The 15,807-nt window shown below is 70.4% G+C and carries 16 protein-coding genes; 8 read left to right on the top strand and 8 right to left on the bottom strand.

The features are described from left to right. The first annotated feature begins 4 nt into the window (after positions 1-4). Positions 5-1,417, top strand: a complete 1,413-nt coding sequence (locus tag ACGFY9_RS25645) for an aminopeptidase P family protein (RefSeq protein ID WP_393757780.1) — start codon at positions 5-7, stop codon at positions 1,415-1,417. Between the two features lie 41 nt (positions 1,418-1,458). Here ACGFY9_RS25645 and ACGFY9_RS25640 read toward each other — a convergent pair whose 3' ends face one another. Genes ACGFY9_RS25640 through ACGFY9_RS25625 form a run of 4 tightly spaced genes read right to left on the bottom strand, consistent with a single transcriptional unit; the run spans position 1,459 to position 5,480 of the window. Continuing rightward, the gene (locus tag ACGFY9_RS25640; protein ID WP_393757778.1) at positions 1,459-2,274 is read right to left on the bottom strand and encodes an ABC transporter permease; all 816 of its coding nucleotides are present in this window, start codon (positions 2,272-2,274) and stop codon (positions 1,459-1,461) included. Between the two features lie 56 nt (positions 2,275-2,330). Then, complete coding sequence (locus tag ACGFY9_RS25635) at positions 2,331-3,194, bottom strand: ABC transporter permease (RefSeq protein WP_393757776.1); 864 nt, start codon at positions 3,192-3,194, stop codon at positions 2,331-2,333. Between the two features lie 3 nt (positions 3,195-3,197). After that, positions 3,198-4,409, bottom strand: coding sequence for an ABC transporter substrate-binding protein (locus tag ACGFY9_RS25630; protein ID WP_393757774.1), 1,212 nt, complete (start codon positions 4,407-4,409; stop codon positions 3,198-3,200). Positions 4,410-4,442: 33 nt separating this feature from the next. Then, positions 4,443-5,480 carry an ABC transporter ATP-binding protein gene (locus ACGFY9_RS25625; RefSeq protein ID WP_393757772.1) on the bottom strand — a complete coding sequence of 346 codons (1,038 nt, stop codon included), beginning with the start codon at positions 5,478-5,480 and terminating at the stop codon, positions 4,443-4,445. A 131-nt stretch (positions 5,481-5,611) separates the two neighbouring features. On the opposite strand from ACGFY9_RS25625, the gene ACGFY9_RS25620 reads away from it, so the two are divergent. After that, positions 5,612-6,337 (top strand): FadR/GntR family transcriptional regulator, encoded by a 726-nt coding sequence (locus ACGFY9_RS25620; protein ID WP_393757993.1) that lies wholly within the window; start codon positions 5,612-5,614, stop codon positions 6,335-6,337. Positions 6,338-6,376: 39 nt separating this feature from the next. Further along, on the top strand, positions 6,377-7,138 hold the full coding sequence (locus ACGFY9_RS25615) for a cache domain-containing protein (RefSeq protein ID WP_393757770.1): 762 nt from the start codon (positions 6,377-6,379) through the stop codon (positions 7,136-7,138). A 94-nt stretch (positions 7,139-7,232) separates the two neighbouring features. On the opposite strand, the gene ACGFY9_RS25610 is transcribed toward ACGFY9_RS25615, so the two are convergent. After that, a complete protein-coding gene (locus ACGFY9_RS25610; protein WP_393757768.1) occupies positions 7,233-7,898 on the bottom strand; it encodes a hypothetical protein in 666 nt (221 codons plus the stop codon). 225 nt (positions 7,899-8,123) lie between these two features. Between ACGFY9_RS25610 and ACGFY9_RS25605 the strand changes: the two genes are divergently transcribed. Both ACGFY9_RS25605 and ACGFY9_RS25600 read left to right on the top strand, forming a co-directional pair. Further along, positions 8,124-8,780 (top strand): helix-turn-helix domain-containing protein, encoded by a 657-nt coding sequence (locus ACGFY9_RS25605; RefSeq protein WP_393757767.1) that lies wholly within the window; start codon positions 8,124-8,126, stop codon positions 8,778-8,780. Between the two features lie 32 nt (positions 8,781-8,812). Further along, entirely contained in the window at positions 8,813-9,352 is a 540-nt protein-coding gene (locus ACGFY9_RS25600; protein WP_393757991.1) for a toxin-antitoxin system, toxin component, read from the top strand. A gap of 45 nt (positions 9,353-9,397) precedes the next feature. Here the strand turns inward: ACGFY9_RS25600 and ACGFY9_RS25595 are convergent, their stop codons facing one another. After that, positions 9,398-10,423, bottom strand: a complete 1,026-nt coding sequence (locus ACGFY9_RS25595) for an alpha/beta hydrolase (RefSeq protein ID WP_328676365.1) — start codon at positions 10,421-10,423, stop codon at positions 9,398-9,400. Positions 10,424-10,641: 218 nt separating this feature from the next. Here ACGFY9_RS25595 and ACGFY9_RS25590 point away from each other — a divergent pair, with 218 nt between their 5' ends. Next, the gene (locus tag ACGFY9_RS25590) at positions 10,642-10,869 is read left to right on the top strand and encodes a hypothetical protein (RefSeq protein ID WP_393757764.1); all 228 of its coding nucleotides are present in this window, start codon (positions 10,642-10,644) and stop codon (positions 10,867-10,869) included. Between the two features lie 34 nt (positions 10,870-10,903). Here ACGFY9_RS25590 and ACGFY9_RS25585 read toward each other — a convergent pair whose 3' ends face one another. Together ACGFY9_RS25585 and ACGFY9_RS25580 are read right to left on the bottom strand one after the other, a co-directional pair. Further along, a complete protein-coding gene (locus ACGFY9_RS25585; RefSeq protein ID WP_393757763.1) occupies positions 10,904-11,602 on the bottom strand; it encodes a 4'-phosphopantetheinyl transferase in 699 nt (232 codons plus the stop codon). After that, entirely contained in the window at positions 11,550-12,458 is a 909-nt protein-coding gene (locus ACGFY9_RS25580) for a metallophosphoesterase family protein (protein ID WP_393757761.1), read from the bottom strand. The genes ACGFY9_RS25585 and ACGFY9_RS25580 overlap by 53 nt, the downstream gene beginning before the upstream one ends. A gap of 336 nt (positions 12,459-12,794) precedes the next feature. Between ACGFY9_RS25580 and ACGFY9_RS25575 the strand changes: the two genes are divergently transcribed. Together ACGFY9_RS25575 and ACGFY9_RS25570 are read left to right on the top strand one after the other, a co-directional pair. After that, positions 12,795-13,946 (top strand): ATP-grasp domain-containing protein, encoded by a 1,152-nt coding sequence (locus ACGFY9_RS25575; protein ID WP_393757759.1) that lies wholly within the window; start codon positions 12,795-12,797, stop codon positions 13,944-13,946. A gap of 138 nt (positions 13,947-14,084) precedes the next feature. After that, positions 14,085-15,770, top strand: coding sequence for a carbohydrate binding domain-containing protein (locus ACGFY9_RS25570; RefSeq protein ID WP_393757757.1), 1,686 nt, complete (start codon positions 14,085-14,087; stop codon positions 15,768-15,770). Positions 15,771-15,807 lie beyond the last annotated feature (37 nt).

Below are 15,807 nucleotides of genomic sequence, written 5' to 3'. Positions count from 1 at the left end.
CGACGTGGCCAAGGGCCGAAAGAACGGTCTGTACCGAGGAATCCCCGACGAGCTGTCCGCCCTGATGCGGACCGGTTGGGCCGACACCGAGCGCACGGATCTGGAGCCGGCCGAGCAGGCGCCGCACGCGGCGCGTCGTCGGGCCGCGCTGTCCGCGCTCTTCCCGGGCGAGCGCCTCGTCGTGCCGTCCGGGAACCTCCTGATCCGCTCCAACGACAGCCACCACCCGTTCCGTCCGTACTCCGGCTATGTGCATCTCACCGGCGACCAGGCACGCGACGGGGCCCTGGTCCTGGAGCCCCGCCCCGACGGAGGCCACGACGCGCACTGCTACCAGCTCCCTCGCGACAGCCGGGACACCGACGAGTTCTGGACCGGCTACACCGCCGAGCTGTGGATGGGCCGGCGCCGCTCGCTCGCCGAGTCGGCACTGGTGCTCGGGCTGCCCTGCCGTGACATCCGGACGATCGCCGAGGACCTGGCGAAGACCTCCGGGACGCCCACCCGCATCGTCCGCGGTGTCGACCCGGCCCTGGACGCGGCGCTCGACACCGACGAGGAACGCGACGACGAGTTCGAGTCGGCCGTCTCCGGGCTGCGGCTGATCAAGGACGCGTGGGAGATCGGCGAGATGCGCCGGGCCGTCGACTCCACGGTGCGCGGATTCACCGATGTCGTACGGGAGTTGTCGCAGGCGGTCGCCACCTCGGAGCGATGGATCGAGGGCACGTTCTTCCGCCGGGCGCGTGTCGAGGGAAACCATGTCGGCTACGGCTCGATCTGCGCCGCCGGTGAGCACGCCACGATCATGCATTGGACCGACAACGACGGCCCGGTCCGCCCCGGGGAACTCCTCCTGCTGGACGCGGGAGTCGAGACGCATAGCCTCTACACCGCCGACGTCACCCGCACCCTCCCGATCAACGGCACCTTCTCCCCGGTCCAACGCACGGTCTACGACGCGGTGTTCGAGGCCCAGGAGGCCGGCGTGGCGGCGGTGAAACCGGGTGCGCACTACCGGGACTTCCACGAGGCGGCCCAACGGTCCCTGGCCGAGCGGCTGGTGGAGTGGGGCTTCATCGAGGGGCCGGCCGAGCGGGCGTACGAGCTGTCGCTCCAGCGGCGGTTCACGATGGCGGGCACCGGACACATGCTCGGGCTGGACGTGCACGACTGCGCGCAGGCGCGGAGCGAGGAGTACGTGGACGGGGTCCTCGAACCCGGCATGGTGCTCACCGTCGAGCCGGGCCTGTACTTCCAGCCCGACGATCTGACGGTGCCGGAGGAGTGGCGGGGCATCGGCGTCCGGATCGAGGACGATCTGCTGGTGACGGCGGACGGTTACGAGAACCTGTCGGCGGGACTGCCTCGCTCGGCCGACGAAGTCGAGGCGTGGATGCGGGAGTTCGCGGGCTGAATGCGTCGACTGGTCACCCCGGCCGGCGGGGTGACCAGTCGTCAGACGCGGCTGGCGGTGGCCGTGTCGGCGGACAGTCGCTGGGCGACGTAGATCGGGAGCACGGAGAGCAGGACGAGCACCGCGGCCACCACGTTGACCACGGGGGCCTGTTGGGGCCGGGTCATGTTGTTGAAGATCCAGATCGGGAGGGTCTCGATGCCGGGCCCGGCGGTGAACGTGGTCACCACGATCTCGTCGAAGGACAGCGCGAACGCGAGCAGTCCACCCGCGAGGAGCGCCGAGCGCACCAGCGGGAAGGTGACGTCGACGAAGGCGCGGAAGGTGTCGGCGCCCAGGTCCATCGCGGCTTCCTCGTACGACCCGGAGGTGCGCCTGAGCCGGGCGACGACGTTGTTGAAGACGACGACGATGCAGAAGGTGGCGTGGCCGACGATCACCGTGAACAGCCCGAGGCCCCCCCCGAGCGGCTCAAGTACCGTACTGAACGCCGAGTTGAGGGCGATGCCCGTGACGATGCCGGGCAGCGCGATCGGCAGCACGACCACGAAGGAGATGGCGTCGCGGCCGAAGAAGCGGTACCGGGCGACCGCGAAGGCGATCAGCGTGCCGAGCACGAGGGCGATGGCGGTGGCGCCGAGGCCGGCCTTCACGGAGACCCAGAGGGCCGCGCGGGCACCGGAGTTCTGCCAGGCGACCGACCACCAGTGCAGGGTCAGGGTGGACGGCGGCCAGCTCGCGCTGCGGTCCGGGTTGAGGGAGTTGACCAGGACGAGCAGGAGCGGGACGTAGATCACCGCGAAGCCGAACCCGGCGGCCACGCGCAGGGCGATACGCGCGGAACGGGAGAGCTGCATGACATGTCACCCCCTTCGGAGGCGGTCGAGAAATTCTGAAGGGTTCCGAGGGTCTTCTACAGGCTGCTGAGTGCGCCCGTGCGGCGCATCGCGAGCAGGTACACCACGATGACGACGACGGGAACGGTGCCGAGGGCGGCGGCCATGGGCAGGTTGAGCTCGATGTTGGAGTAGACGAGGTTGCCGATGAGCTGGGTCTTGCCGCCGACGATCTGCACGGTGATGTAGTCGCCGAGGCTGAGCGAGAAGGTGAAGATCGAGCCGGCGGCGACGGACGGCAGCACCATCGGCAGCACCACCGACCGGAACGTCCGCCCGGCCCGCGCGCCCAAGTCCGCTGACGCGTCAAGGAGGTTCGCGGGCAGCTGCTCCAGCGCGGTGTGGATCGGCAGGACCATGTACGGCAGCCAGAGGTACGTCAGGGTGAGGACGGTGGCGGGGAGTCCGAACCCGGGTCCGCTCAGGCCGAACGGCTTCAACACCCAGTCGGCCAGGCCGCCTTGGGACAGGATGAGCCGCCACGCGTACACCTTGACCAGGTAACTGGCCCACAGCGGCGTGAGGATGGCGACCACCAGCAGCGGGCGCCACCGCGGCTTCGCGACGCGGGCCGTGTAGAAGGCGAGCGGGAACGCGATCACCGCGCACAGGACCGTGACGGCGAGCGCGACGCCGATGCTGCGCAGGATGACCTGCCGGTACACGGGCACCGTGAACAGCTCGTGGAAGTTGTCGGTCGACCAGACCTTCACCACCTCGGAGGTGAAGGAGTCCGTCGTCCAGAACGCGGAGACGAACAGCACGCTGAGGGAGCCGAGATAGAGCACGGCGAGCCACAGCAGCGGTGCGGTGAGGAGCAGGGAGAGCCGCAGCCGGGGGCGCCGGTACAGCGCCCCCGCGGTCCGGTTCAGCAAGGACATGTCTCAGCCCTTGATCTCGGTCCAGGCCTGTACCCACTTGGCGTACGGCACGCACTTCACGTCCGTGCGGCCGTCGAGGCACTGCGCGATGGGCGTGTTCCAGAAGGCGATGTTCTTCCAGTACGCGGTGTCGGCGGCGTGGTACGTGGTGCAGAAGTTCTTGTCGCTGGTCTCCGCACAGGCCTTCGCGTTGGCGGGGGCCTCGCCGAAGTACTCGGCGACCTGGGCGTTGACCTTCGGGGAGACGATCCAATTGAGCCACTGGTAGGCGCAGTTGGGGTGCTTGGCCTTGGCGGAGATCATCCAGGTGTCGGACCAGCCGGTCGAACCCTCCTTGGGCACGAAGGCCTTGATCTTGGCGCCCTCGTCGGCGGTGAGGTTGGCGATGACCTGCCAGGTGGTGCCGACCACGGAGTCGCCGCTCTTGAAGGCGGAGATCTCCTTGAGGTAGTCGCTCCAGTACTCGCCGATGTCCGCGTTCTGCTTCTTCAGCAGGGCGACGGCCGCGTCGAACTGCTTCTGGTCGAGCGCGTAGGGGTCCTTGATCTTCAACTCGGGCTTGGTTGCCTTGAGATAGAGCGCCGCGTCGGCGATGTAGATCGGCGAGTCGTACGCGGTGACATGGCCCTTGTACTGGGAGGCGTCGTCGAAGACCGCGGCCCAGGAGGCCGGGGCGGGCGTGACCTTCTGGGTGTTGTACATCAGCAGGTTGGCGCCGCGGCCGTGCGGGATGCCGTAGGCCTTGCCCTTGACCGAGTTCCAGGCCTGGAGCTTCAAGTCCGGGAAGATGTCCTTGTAGTTGGGGACCAGGCCGGTGTTGACGGGGGCCGCGTCGCCGGAGGCTATGAGGCGCAGGGAGGCGTCGCCGGAGGCGGAGACTGCGTCGTACTCGCCGGTCTTCATCAGCTTGACCATCTCGTCGGAGCTGGCGGCGACCTTGGAGTTGACCTTGCAGCCCGTCTGCTTCTCGAAGTCGCTGACCCAGTTGACCTTGGGGTCGTTGGAGCCGTCCTCGACATAGCCGGCCCAGGCGATCAGGTTGACCTCGCCCTCGCTCTTGCCGAGCTTCGACTGGGCTTTCAGATCAGGGGGGTTGAGGCCGCCGGACGAGCTGCCCGTCGAGTCGGAGGAGCCGCAGGCGGTGACGGCCAGCACGAGCGTGGCCACGGTGGCGGCGGCCTTGAGGGTTGGGGTGAGGCGCACGACGTTCTCCATACGTGAAAGGACGTGGGAGGAGCGGGGTCGGGGTCAGCGGGGGTCGGGAACATGCACCGTGTGGCGCCGGTGCCATTGCAGTCGCACGCGGCTGCCGCGGTAGGCGGCGACGTCCTCGGCGGAGGTCTCCAGGTTCTGCTGGAGTGCGGTGAGCCGGCCGCCGGCGTCGAGGTCGACGAGGAAGCGGGTGGAGTCCCCGAGGTAGACGACCTCCGCGACGGTGCCGGCGGCGCTCTCGTGGTCCGGGTCGTCGGGTTCGGCGGAGTCCTTGAGGACGCGGATCTTCTCGGGCCGGATGCTGTAGGTGCCCGGGGTGCCGACGACGCGCTGGGCGGACTCGCCCTCCAGCAGGTTGGAGGTGCCGACGAAGGACGCGACGAACGGGGTCGCGGGGCGTTCGTAGACCTCGGCGGGGGTGCCGACCTGCTGGATGCGGCCCTGGTCGAAGACGGCGATGCGGTCGCTCATCGTCAGGGCCTCCTCCTGGTCGTGGGTGACGAAGACGAAGGTGATGCCCACTTCCCGCTGGAGCGCCTTGAGTTCGACCTGCATCTGCTCGCGCAGTTTGAGGTCGAGGGCGCCGAGCGGTTCGTCGAGCAGCAGCACCCGGGGGCGGCCGACGAGGGCGCGGGCGAGGGCGACGCGTTGCCGCTGGCCGCCGGAGAGCTGGGCGGGGCGGCGGTTGCCGTAGCCCTCAAGTCGCACTTCCACCAAGGCCTTTCGGGCGCGGACGAGGCGTTCGGACTTGGGGACCTTGCGGACCTTCAGGCCGTAGGCGACGTTCTCCTCGACCGTCATGTGCGGGAAGAGGGCGTAGTCCTGGAAGACGGTGTGGACGTCCCGTTCGAAGGGGGCGAGGCCGGTGACGTCCTGGCCGGCGAGTTCGACGGTGCCCCCGGTGGGGCTCTCGAAGCCGGCGATCATGCGGAGCACGGTCGTCTTGCCCGAGCCGGACGGGCCGAGCATCGAGAAGAACTCACCGTCCCTGATCTCCAGGTCGACCCCGGCCACCGCGGTCGTCTCCCCGAACGTTTTCCGCAGATCCCGCAGCCGGATCGCAATCCCCTCCATGGGCGGGAACCTTTCTGGTGCTCTGTAACGTTGCACGGAAACATATGAAGTCATAGTTCAAATCTCAAGACCCCCTTAAGGTAAAGCTTGAGTCAACGTGCAAGGTGGTGGCCGTGAACCAGCAGCAGCACATGAACGGCGGCGCCCGGAAAGCCGTCTTCGCCCCGGTCGACAACCGGGCGCGGGTCGACGCCGTCGTCAGCCGGCTCGGGGACGCCATCGAACTCGGACTGCTCTCCGACGGTGAGCAGCTCCCGGGCGAGAGCGAGCTCGCCGGGCAGCTCGGGGTGTCCACGGTGACCCTGCGGGAGGCGCTGATGGCGCTGCGCCAGCAAGGGCTCGTCACCACCCGCCGGGGGCGCGGCGGCGGCAGCTTCGTGTCGCTGCCCGAAGTCCCGGGCGAGGAGCGGCTGAAGGTGCGGCTGCGCGGCTGGAGCACCGAGGAGCTGCGCGACCTCGGCGACCACTGGGCGGCCCTGTCCGGCACCGCGGCCCGGCTCGCCGCACAGCGCACCGAGCCGGAGGACCTGGTCCAACTCCGGCGTACGGCCGAGGAGTTGACGCACGCCGAGCACGCGGCGGCGCGTGGCCGGGTGTACGGCCGCTTCCATGTCGAGCTGGCCGCCGCCGCGCAGTCCGCCCGGCTCACCCGCGAACAGGTCGCGTTGCAGACCGAGGTGGGCGCACTGCTGTGTCTCGTGCTCGGGAGCGACGAATATCGTGAAGAAGCCGCAGCCCGTCACCGCTCCGTAATCTCGGCCGTGCAAGATGGGGACCACGATTCGGCCAGGGAGCTGGCCGAGCGGTGCGTGCAGGAATCCACGGCGCGGCTCATCGCCGAGCGGCTGGCCCTGTAGCCGTCACCGCGTCCGCTCCCCGTCTGCTGGAGGGCACGCATGAGCCTCGCGACGGCAACACCGGCCACGGCACCCGAGCAGTCCGTCGCGGCCGGGGTCCGCTCGGCCCTGGAGTCCGTGTTCGACGCCGTGGCCGCCACCCGCGCCGACACGACGGCACTGCTGGCCAAGGTGGCCGCACAGGGCAGCCGCCCGGCGACCGTCGACCTCGCCGCACTGCGCCCCGGCCTCCATCTCCGGCTCGCCCGGCACGAGTTGGTGTCCGGCGTCGGCTTCGTCGCGGCGCCGGGCCTGCTGAGCGACGTACCCGCATGGCTGGAGTGGTGGCAGTCCACCTCCGACGGTGGCATCCGGCCGCTGCTGCTCGACCTCGACCCCGAGCACTCGGCGTACGCCGACTACACGCACTGGGACTGGTTCGCGCTGCCCCGCGACACCGGGGAGCGGGCGGTCGCCGGGCCGTACGTCGACTACCTCTGCTCGGACGAGTACAGCCTCACCCTGTCCGCGCCGGTCCTGATGGAGGGCCGGTTCGCCGGGGTGGCCGCGGCGGACGTGTATCTACGGCACTTCGAGGCGGCCGTGATGCCGATGCTGCACCGGCTGCCGGGACCGGCCCGGCTGGTGAACGCCCGTGGCAGGGTGGCCGCTTCGACCGATCCCCGGCACCTGGTCGGTTCGCTCAGCAAGGGACCGGACTTCGCGGAGGCTCTCGCGGCGGGCCGGGCCGGGTTCGCGCAGGGGGCGCGGCTGGTGCCGTGCGACGGGGTGCCGTTGGTGTTGGTGGTCGCGGAGCGGTGACCGAACCCTTCCGCGCGGGTACCGAGTTGGGGTCGGCCGCGCCGAACTCAGCCGCCGGGGTGCCGAGTTGAGGCGGGCCGCACGGCTCCCGCGTTCACTCGGCCGCGGAAACCACCCTCAGGTGTCCGGCCCCGCGACCCGCCTTGCGGACCCTGGGCGGTGGAACGCGGCGGGCCTCGCGCAGGACCAGTGTCAGACGCGTATAGCCCATGTTCTCAAGGGTCTTGGGGGTCTCGCCGACGACACGGCAGTCGGTGGCGCCCCACCGCGGGTCGGGGTGCAGCAGCGGGCGGACCGCGCCGTCGTGCTCCACGGCCGCCTGCTCGCCGACCGCGCGGATCCAGTGCGGCAGGCCCTGACGGTAGGCGGCCTCCATGATCGGGTCCTGGGCGATGTCACGACGGATCGCCTGCAGGCCGTGGTCGTGCCCGTGGCTCTCCACGGCGGCGGCGAAGTGGGCCAGCATCGGCAGGCACCAACTCGACTCGTGCTCACCGAGAACGGTGCTCGCGTCGGGGTGGAAGAGCACGAAGCGAAGGAAGTTGTCGCCCGGCATCGCCGTCGGATGCGGGCCGACCGCCCGGAAAAGTGACTTGAACGCGCCGTTGGTCAACACCACGTCCCAGCGGTGGTCCATGACGACGGAGGGGAAGGTGACGGCCTCCAACAGCGTGGCGTAGTCCAGCAGATACGCCTGGGCCTCGGGACTCTCGGGGACGGGCCGCGGCGCGGACCGCTGCCCACCTGCCTGATATGCCATCGGGAGGTCACCCCTCTTGCCTATGCGGCCTTCTCGCGGCGCCTTGATCCTGGTGCCCCGACGCGAGCCGTGTCAACTATCGTGGCATTTCATGCTTGTTGACGGCTGAAATTGGCCACAGTTGTGGCGAGACCTGGATGCGAGTTCGAACCAACCGCTACTCTCCGGGATGTTCACAGCCGCCGTTTGTGAGAAGCCTGTGAGAGACGTATAGGAGATCTGTCGGTGTCGGATGGCTTCGAGGTACCGGGCACGACGCCGACCGCTCTGCTGCCCGCCGTCGTCGACCGCGTCACCGCCCTCGCCGAACGGCTCGGTGTGCCCCAGGCCGAGGTCGTCCACATCGGCCGGCTGTCGGTCGCCTGCGGTGTCCCGGAGTCCGTGGTCAGAGCCCTGCTGAGCGGCCGCCCCGCGGGCGAGCCCGATGTGCAGGCCCGGTTCCTGCAACGCCTCGACCTGCTGCGCCGCACCAGACTCAAGCCCAACGGGCGCAAGTACACCCAGCAGGAGATCGCCGACGGCGCGGGCATGTCCCGCCAGCAGGCGGGCGCCCTCATCAACGGCGACCGGCGTCCCACCATGGAGCACTGCGACGCCCTCCAGCGCTTCTTCCGCGTGCACGCCGGATTCCTCACGGCCGAGGACCCCGAAGCCCTCGCGGGTGCCCTCCAGCGCACCGAGCAGGAGCTGTTGCAGAAGCTCGCGGACCGCGAGCGGGCGGCCGCCGAGGCCGCCGACGACCCGCTGGAGCGGCTGCTCCAGGACCACGGAGTGCGCGGCATCGCCTGGCGGGCCGCGCAGTTGCCCACCGACCAGCACCGCGACAAGGTCGCCGAGTGGCTGGACATGCTCCTGGAGAGCGTGAAGCGGCCCGAGTCGTGATCCGGGGGAGAACTGTGGGCATCGGACGGCAGATGCGCCGCCTGTGCGGTGAGTTGGTCGCGGAGCTGAGCCTCGGCGCACCCGCGCGCCCCCACGACCTGTACGCCGCGCTGTGCGACGCGATGAGCCGCCGCAGAGGCCGCCCGGTCCAGTTCCGTACGGCCGCCTTCCCGGCCTGCACCGCGAGCGGGCTGTGGCTCGACATGGCCGACCAGGACCTCGTCGTGATCGAGGAACGCACCGCCCCCGACCACCAGTTGGTGATCCTGGGCCACGAGCTGTGGCACATGAAGGCCGGGCACTGCGGCCCGCACCTGGAGGGCACCGCGGTCGCCGCCCGGCTCCTCGGCGACACCGTCGACGAGGCCGCGCTGCGTGCGACCGTCCTCAAGGTGGCCGCCCGCAGCCGGTTCGAGCGCGCCGACGAGCGGGAGGCCGAGAGCTTCGGTCTGCTGCTCGCCAGCAAGTGCCGTACGTGGCTGGCCGGTTCGTCCCACAGGGGGCCCGCGCGGCACGACCATCTGGCGGGGCGGATCGAGGCGGCGCTGGGGTATCCGGGGCCGCGGAGCTAGGAATTGACGGCCCGTCAAACGGGCCTGTCGGCAGGCGGGCCCGTCTCACGTGGCGCTGCGTTCGCTCGCCTCCCGAAGGTCCCGTTCCGTCGCGCCGCTCTGGGCCGTGACGCCGGGGCGGCCCTCGCACAGGAGGTCGCGCCAGTGCTCGCGGCTCCAGTGGGCGGGGGTGGTGGTGCCGGTGAACTCCTCGACCAGGGTGAGGAACCGTGCCGGGTCGGTGTGGAACGGGAAGTGCCCCGCGCCCTCGAAGATCTCCAGTCGGCTGCCGGGCATGGCCTCGTGGGCGCCGTAGGCGTGCCGTACCGGCACCACGCTGTCCCGGTCGCCCCACAGCAGCATGGTCGGCATGCCCTCGGTGAGATAGCAGCGGTCGAGCATGGTCACCACCTGGCCGCGCCAGTCGACGACCGCGCGCAGGGTGCGGATGAAGGCGTTGCGGGCGGTCTCGTCGGGCAACGCGTCGACCAGGGTGAGGAGTTCGGGGGCGTCCCGGCCGAGGTCGGTGTCAAGGAGCCGCAACAGCCCGACGGTGAGGCCGACTTGGAGGCGCATGCCGGGCAACCTGAGCGCGGACAGGGCGAGATGGGACCCCGGGAGCGAGACGAGCCGTAGCACCGGATTGACCTCGCGGCCCACGCCGCCCGCGCTGACGAGGACGAGGCGTTCGGTGCGCTCGGGGAACTGGTAGGCGAACTGCATCGCCACTCCCCCGCCCAGCGAGTGCCCGAGCAGGGTCGCGGACTCGATGCCGAGCGTGGTGAGCAGATCGCGGACGCCGTTGGCGTAGGCGGCGACCGAGTAGTCGGCCCGGGGTTTGTCGGAGGCGCCGTGGCCGAGGAGGTCGGGCGCGATCACGGTGTGGGTGCGGGCGAGGTCGGGGATCAGGTCGGTCCAGGTGGCGGAGGAGTCGCCGATGCCGTGGATGAGGACCAGCGCCGGGCCCTGGCCGGCCATGCGGAAGGCGCGGCGGTATCCGTGCACGACGCGGTACTGCAGCTCAAGTTCTCCGGCACCCACCGAGCGCAGTCGTGCGGCGCGCGCCGGGCGCCGTGCCGGGACGTCCTCCACGCACTCGCCTCCCGTTCACCTGGCCGCCCACATGCGGCCGAAAGCCCTTGCCTCCAGCGTAGGGCCGCTGTCCCACGGGGGATTTCGGTGACGTTTCGCCTCCGCTAAGCGGGCGAACCGGCGCCCGTCACAACGGCATTGTCAGTGGCACCCGGCAAGCTGGAGTCGTGCCACCGCCGCGCGGGGGCGCATGACGCCGACCAGGGGAGAGCCGTCCTATGCAGACCGCAGTGATGACCGACCGCGAGCGCGCCGCCGTTCAGGCCTATCTACGGCTGCTGCACACCGTCCGAGCAGCCTTCGACGGCCCACCGGGCGCCCCACGCCCCGTGCTCGTCCCACCCTCGGTACTCGCCGAGGCGGACCAGGCGTTGACGGACGCCGGGCTCGCCGGGAACGAGGAGGCGTTCTTCCGGCTGTTGCAGAGCTGGGGTCCGGAGGGATGAGCGGGGTGTCAACGGCCGGGAGATCAGGCGCGGTTCACGGACGGGGGACCGTGACCGGATGCGGGACCGTGACCGCCGTGGCGACCAGTCCGCGGCCGACGGTCCAACGGCCGTCGAAGACGTCGAGCCGTTCACCGTCGACCACCGGGCCGGGCACGAGGAGGCGGGCACGGAGGCCGCCGCGGGTGTCCTCGCCGGGGTCCGTGAAGACCTCGATGTCGGCCTCCGAGAAGTCCAGCCACTTTCCGGTGAGGGGGAACCACGCCTTGTAGACGGACTCCTTGGCGCTGAACAGGAGCCGGTCCCAGTGGACGCCGGGCCGCTCCGCCGTCAGGCGTGCCAGGCGTTCCTGTTCGGCGGCCAGGGCGACGGAGGGGAGGATGCCGTCCGGGAGCGGGGCGTGCGGTTCGGCGTCGATGCCGAGCGAGGCGAGGTCGGCGGCGCGGGCCAGCGCGGCGGCGCGGTAGCCGTCGCAGTGGGTCATGCTGCCGATGACTCCGGCGGGCCAGCCCGGCGCGCCGTGGGCGCCGGGCAGGATCGGCTGCGGAGGCACGCCGAGCTTCTCCATGGCGCGCCGGGCACAGGCCCGTACGGCGGCGAACTCGCGGCGTCTCTTGGGCACCGCGCGCGCCACACGGGCCTCTTCCTCGGGGTACAGCGGGGCGTCCTGGAGCCCCTCGTCACCGTGTGTCTCCACGGTCACCACGGAGTCCGGAAGCAGTTCCTCGATCACCGGTTCCGACCTCCATCGGCAGGATGCGGCGCAGTCGGCCCGGGGGTTCCGGGCGTTTCTGCCACTCGCGGGGGTATCCCACGGACACCTCTTCGAAGCGGACCCCCTCGTGGTGGGTGGTCCGCGGGATGTGGAGATGGCCGTAGACCATGGTGTCCACGCGGAATCTGCGGTGCCAGTCGGCGGTCAGGGTGGTGCCGCACCACATGGCGAACTCGGGGTACCAGAGGACGTCGGTGGGGTGCCGGTCCAGGGGGTAGTGGTTGATCAGGACGGTGGGCAGGGTGTCGGGGATCCCGGTGAGCCGGCGTTCGGTCCCGGCGACCCGGGCCCGGCACCAGGCCTCGCGGCTGGGGTAGGGGTCGGGGTGCAGCAGGAACTCGTCGTTGCAGACGACGCCGGTGCCGTGCGCGTACGTCAGCCCCTCGGCCTTGGTCGTACAGCCGGCCGGGAGGAACGAGTAGTCGTAGAGCAGGAAGAGGGGTGCCACGACGACCGGGCCGCCGGGGCCCTCCCAGACGGGGTAGGGGTCCTCGGGTGTGACGACGCCCAACTCCCGGCACAGGGCGACGAGATGGTCGTAGCGGGCGACGCCGCGCAGGGTGACGGGGTCCTTGGGGTGGGTCCACAGTTCGTGGTTTCCGGGGGCCCAGAGGACCTTGCGGAAGCGGCCGGCGAGGAGTTCGAGGACCCAGCGGATGTCGGCCACGGTCTCGGCGATGTCACCGGCCACGATCAGCCAGTCGTCGTCCGTGACGGGCCGCATGTTCTCGACCAGGGCGCGGTTCTCGGCGTACCCGATGTGCAGGTCGCTGATGGCCAGCAGCTGTCCGGCACCGCCGGCCGTCGACTCCACCCTTGCCCCCTCCGCGCACCCGATGGGCCCACGAGATCACATCCCGCCGTTCCGCGACAAGACGGCCGGGACGCACAGGGGCGTGCCCGCGGAGCGGGCCGCGGGAAACGCGGAGGCCCGGGCGACGCCGCGGCGGGAGTTCATGTCCCGGGTGGGCACCATCGGGAAATCCGTAACACGGGCGTTGCACGCGGTGCCCTTCGCAAGCCGTATGATCGCCCCAACACCACCGCTACGAACGCCCCTTCGCCGAGGGCGGTTTGGTGTACCTCCAACCACCTTGGCCGGGCACGGCCTCGCTCCGCCGTGCCCGCGAAACCGAAAGGACGGCCCTGCATGGTCTCTCGCGTACGCGTCTGGCTCAACCGCACGTACGCGGAGAACGTGTTCTTCATGGATCAGCTGCGGAGAAATCCCAGCGACCGGGCCGTCGAGATCCATGCCACGCACGGCGACGCGGACTCCCCCGTACTGGCCGCCGCCGACACCGCCGACCTGGAGCCCGAGGGCCTGTCCCCGGCCGCGTACGTCGAGTTCGCGCTCGACCAGTGCGCCCGTCGCGGCATCGACGTGTTCGTGCCCCGGCTGCACCAGTCGGAGATCGTGGCGCACCGCGCGGACTTCGAGGCGGTGGGCACGGCGCTGTTGGCGCCGACCCCCGAGGCCGTCGCCGTCTTCCACGACAAGGTGATCGCGTACGAGGCCGTCCAGGCGATCGGCGTGCCCGTGCCGCCGTGGTGGCGGGTGCGCACGGCGCCCGAACTCGTCGCCGCCGTCGAGGAGTTGGAGGCCGCCGGGCACAAGGCGTGCTTCAAGCCGGCGTCCGGCGCGGGCGGGGTGGGCTTCCGTGTGATCACGCGCGCCCCCTTCTCGCTCATGCACCTCAACGGCTTCCCGAGCCCCTACGTCCCGCTCGACATGGTCGTCGAGGCGCTGGAGCAGGCCGACGAGCAGGTGGACTGGCTGGTCATGCCGCGCCTGGAGGAGCCGGAGGTGTCGGTGGACTGCCTGACCGGTCCCGACAACCTGGTCCGGCTCGCCGTGGGCCGCACGAAGAACGGCCGTCGTCGCGGTTTCACCCTGCAGGAGCAGTGGCTGGAGCCGGCCCGCCGGATCGCGGAGGGCTTCGGGCTGCACTACCTGTCCAACATCCAGTTCCGCATGTTCGGCGACCGGCCCGTGCTGATGGACGTCAACACCCGTCCCGCGGGGGGCCTGCACCAGCTGTCGCTGTGCGGGGTCAACGCCCCTTGGGCGGCAGTGCAGTTGGCGCTCGGCGAGGACCCAGGCACGATGGAGCCGCCGTTCCTGGGCGCGGACTACGCGGTGGTGTCCGGCCCCCGCCAGCTGCGTCCGGTGTCGCTCCCGCACCAGCGCGCGGAGGAGTCGGAGCCCCTGCTCCCGGCGACGCCCGCACCGGCACAGGACGAGATGGAGACGGCGACGGAGACCTCGGAGACGAGCAGTCGGGCCGCCGCTCGCGCGTAACTCCCGGTCCCGCCCTACAACTTCATACCGGTATGGACCAATCATGGCAGGGCATCTTGACACCGTGATTGGTCCATACCAACTTGGTTGCGCACCCTCTTGCACTCCCGAACACCCCCATTACTTCAGGGAGATCGCGTGCGCGACACACTCAGACGCTCCAGACATCGGCTCCTCGCCCTGCTCGGTACCGCCGCCCTGGCCATGGCCGGGGCGATCGCGCTGCCCGGTACGGCGGAGGCTGCCAACGTCCTGACCAACCCCGGCTTCGAGTCGGGCAGCCTCTCCCCCTGGTCCTGCACCGGAAACCTCGGCTCGGTCGTCTCCTCGCCCGTGCACGGCGGCTCCAAGGCCCTTGCGGGAACGGTGAGTTCGAGCGACACAGCGCAGTGCACCCAGACGGTAGCCGTGCAACCGAACACGGCCTACTCGCTCAGCGGCTGGGTGCGCGGAAGCTACGTCTACCTCGGCGTGACCGGCGGCAACTCGACCTGGACGACGTCCCCGTCGGCGTACAGCCAGCTGACGACGTCCTTCACCACCGGCGCCTCGCAGACCAGCGCCACCATCTACGTCCACGGCTGGTACGCGCAGGGCACCTACTACGCGGACGACATCAGCCTCGACGGTCCGGGCGGTGGCGGCGGTGGCGACACCCAGGCCCCGACCGCGCCGACCGGCCTGACGTCCACGGGCAAGACCTCCTCCAGCGTCTCGCTGTCGTGGGGCGCCTCGACGGACAACGTGGGCGTCACGGCGTACGACGTCTACAGCGGTTCGAACCAGGTCCTCAGCGTCTCCGGTACGAGCGGCACGGTCACCGGGCTCTCCGCCAGCACCGCCTACACGTTCACCGTGAAGGCGCGCGACGCGGCCGGGAACAGTTCAGCGGCCTCGGGCGCGGTGAGCGTCACGACGAGCGCCGGCACCGGCGGCGGCACCGGGTTCACCCAGGCAGCGCCGTATCTCTACGAGGGCTGGGGCGATCCGCCGAGCCCGAGCACGGTGATGAGCGCGACCGGCATCAAGTGGTTCACGATGGCATTCGTGCTCGACTCCGGTGGCTGCAACCCCGCCTGGGACGGCAGCCGGGCCCTGACCGGTGGCGTCGACCAGACCGCCATCAACCAGATCCGCGCGGCGGGCGGTGACATCGTGCCGTCCTTCGGCGGCTGGCAGGGCAGCAAGCTCGGCGCCAACTGCTCCTCCGCGAGCGCACTCGCCGGGGCTCTGCAGAAGGTGATCGACGCCTACGGCCTCAAGGCGATCGACATGGACATCGAGAACACGGACGAGTTCGAGAACGAGGCCGTCCAGGCGAAGATCCTGACCGCGCTGAAGACAGTCAAGGCCAACAACCCGGGCCTGCGCACGATCGTCACCTTCGGCACCTCGACGACCGGCCCGACGTACTACGGCAACCGGCTCATCGAGCAGGCGCAGTCGCTCAACGCCAACATCGACGTCTTCACCATCATGCCGTTCGACTTCGGCGGCGGCTCCGACATGTACGGCAACACGGTCGCCGCGGCCGAGGGCCTGAAGACCAAGCTGAAGTCCACGTTCGGGTGGGACGACGCTACGGCCTACTCGCACATCGGCATCTCCGGCATGAACGGTCTGTCGGACCAGTCGGAGACCACGACTCCCGCCATCTGGACGCAGATCCGTGACTGGTCGAACTCGCACCACATCGCCCGGCTCGCCTTCTGGTCGGTCAACCGCGACCGCGGGTGCGCCGGCGGCGGAGTGGTGAGCAACTGCTCCGGCATCAGCCAGAACACCTGGCAGTTCACCTCGATCACAGCCGGTTTCACCGGCTGACGACCCCCACCCCTGGCGGCCGGTCCCCCGTGTGGGC

This window comes from Streptomyces sp. NPDC048504, assembly GCF_043200035.1.
Classification (GTDB): domain Bacteria; phylum Actinomycetota; class Actinomycetes; order Streptomycetales; family Streptomycetaceae; genus Streptomyces.
The sequence above is the reverse complement of the archived record's forward strand: the minus strand, read 5'-3'. Positions and strand labels throughout refer to the sequence as shown.

Coding starts and splice junctions, on each gene's coding strand:
- ACGFY9_RS25640 (WP_393757778.1), bottom strand. CDS start 2,274: ATGCAGCTCTCCCGTTCCGCGCGTATCGCCCTGCGCGTGGCCGCCGGG.
- ACGFY9_RS25635 (WP_393757776.1), bottom strand. CDS start 3,194: ATGTCCTTGCTGAACCGGACCGCGGGGGCGCTGTACCGGCGCCCCCGG.
- ACGFY9_RS25630 (WP_393757774.1), bottom strand. CDS start 4,409: ATGGAGAACGTCGTGCGCCTCACCCCAACCCTCAAGGCCGCCGCCACC.
- ACGFY9_RS25625 (WP_393757772.1), bottom strand. CDS start 5,480: ATGGAGGGGATTGCGATCCGGCTGCGGGATCTGCGGAAAACGTTCGGG.
- ACGFY9_RS25620 (WP_393757993.1), top strand. CDS start 5,612: ATGAACGGCGGCGCCCGGAAAGCCGTCTTCGCCCCGGTCGACAACCGG.
- ACGFY9_RS25615 (WP_393757770.1), top strand. CDS start 6,377: ATGAGCCTCGCGACGGCAACACCGGCCACGGCACCCGAGCAGTCCGTC.
- ACGFY9_RS25610 (WP_393757768.1), bottom strand. CDS start 7,898: ATGGCATATCAGGCAGGTGGGCAGCGGTCCGCGCCGCGGCCCGTCCCC.
- ACGFY9_RS25600 (WP_393757991.1), top strand. CDS start 8,813: ATGCGCCGCCTGTGCGGTGAGTTGGTCGCGGAGCTGAGCCTCGGCGCA.
- ACGFY9_RS25590 (WP_393757764.1), top strand. CDS start 10,642: ATGCAGACCGCAGTGATGACCGACCGCGAGCGCGCCGCCGTTCAGGCC.
- ACGFY9_RS25575 (WP_393757759.1), top strand. CDS start 12,795: ATGGTCTCTCGCGTACGCGTCTGGCTCAACCGCACGTACGCGGAGAAC.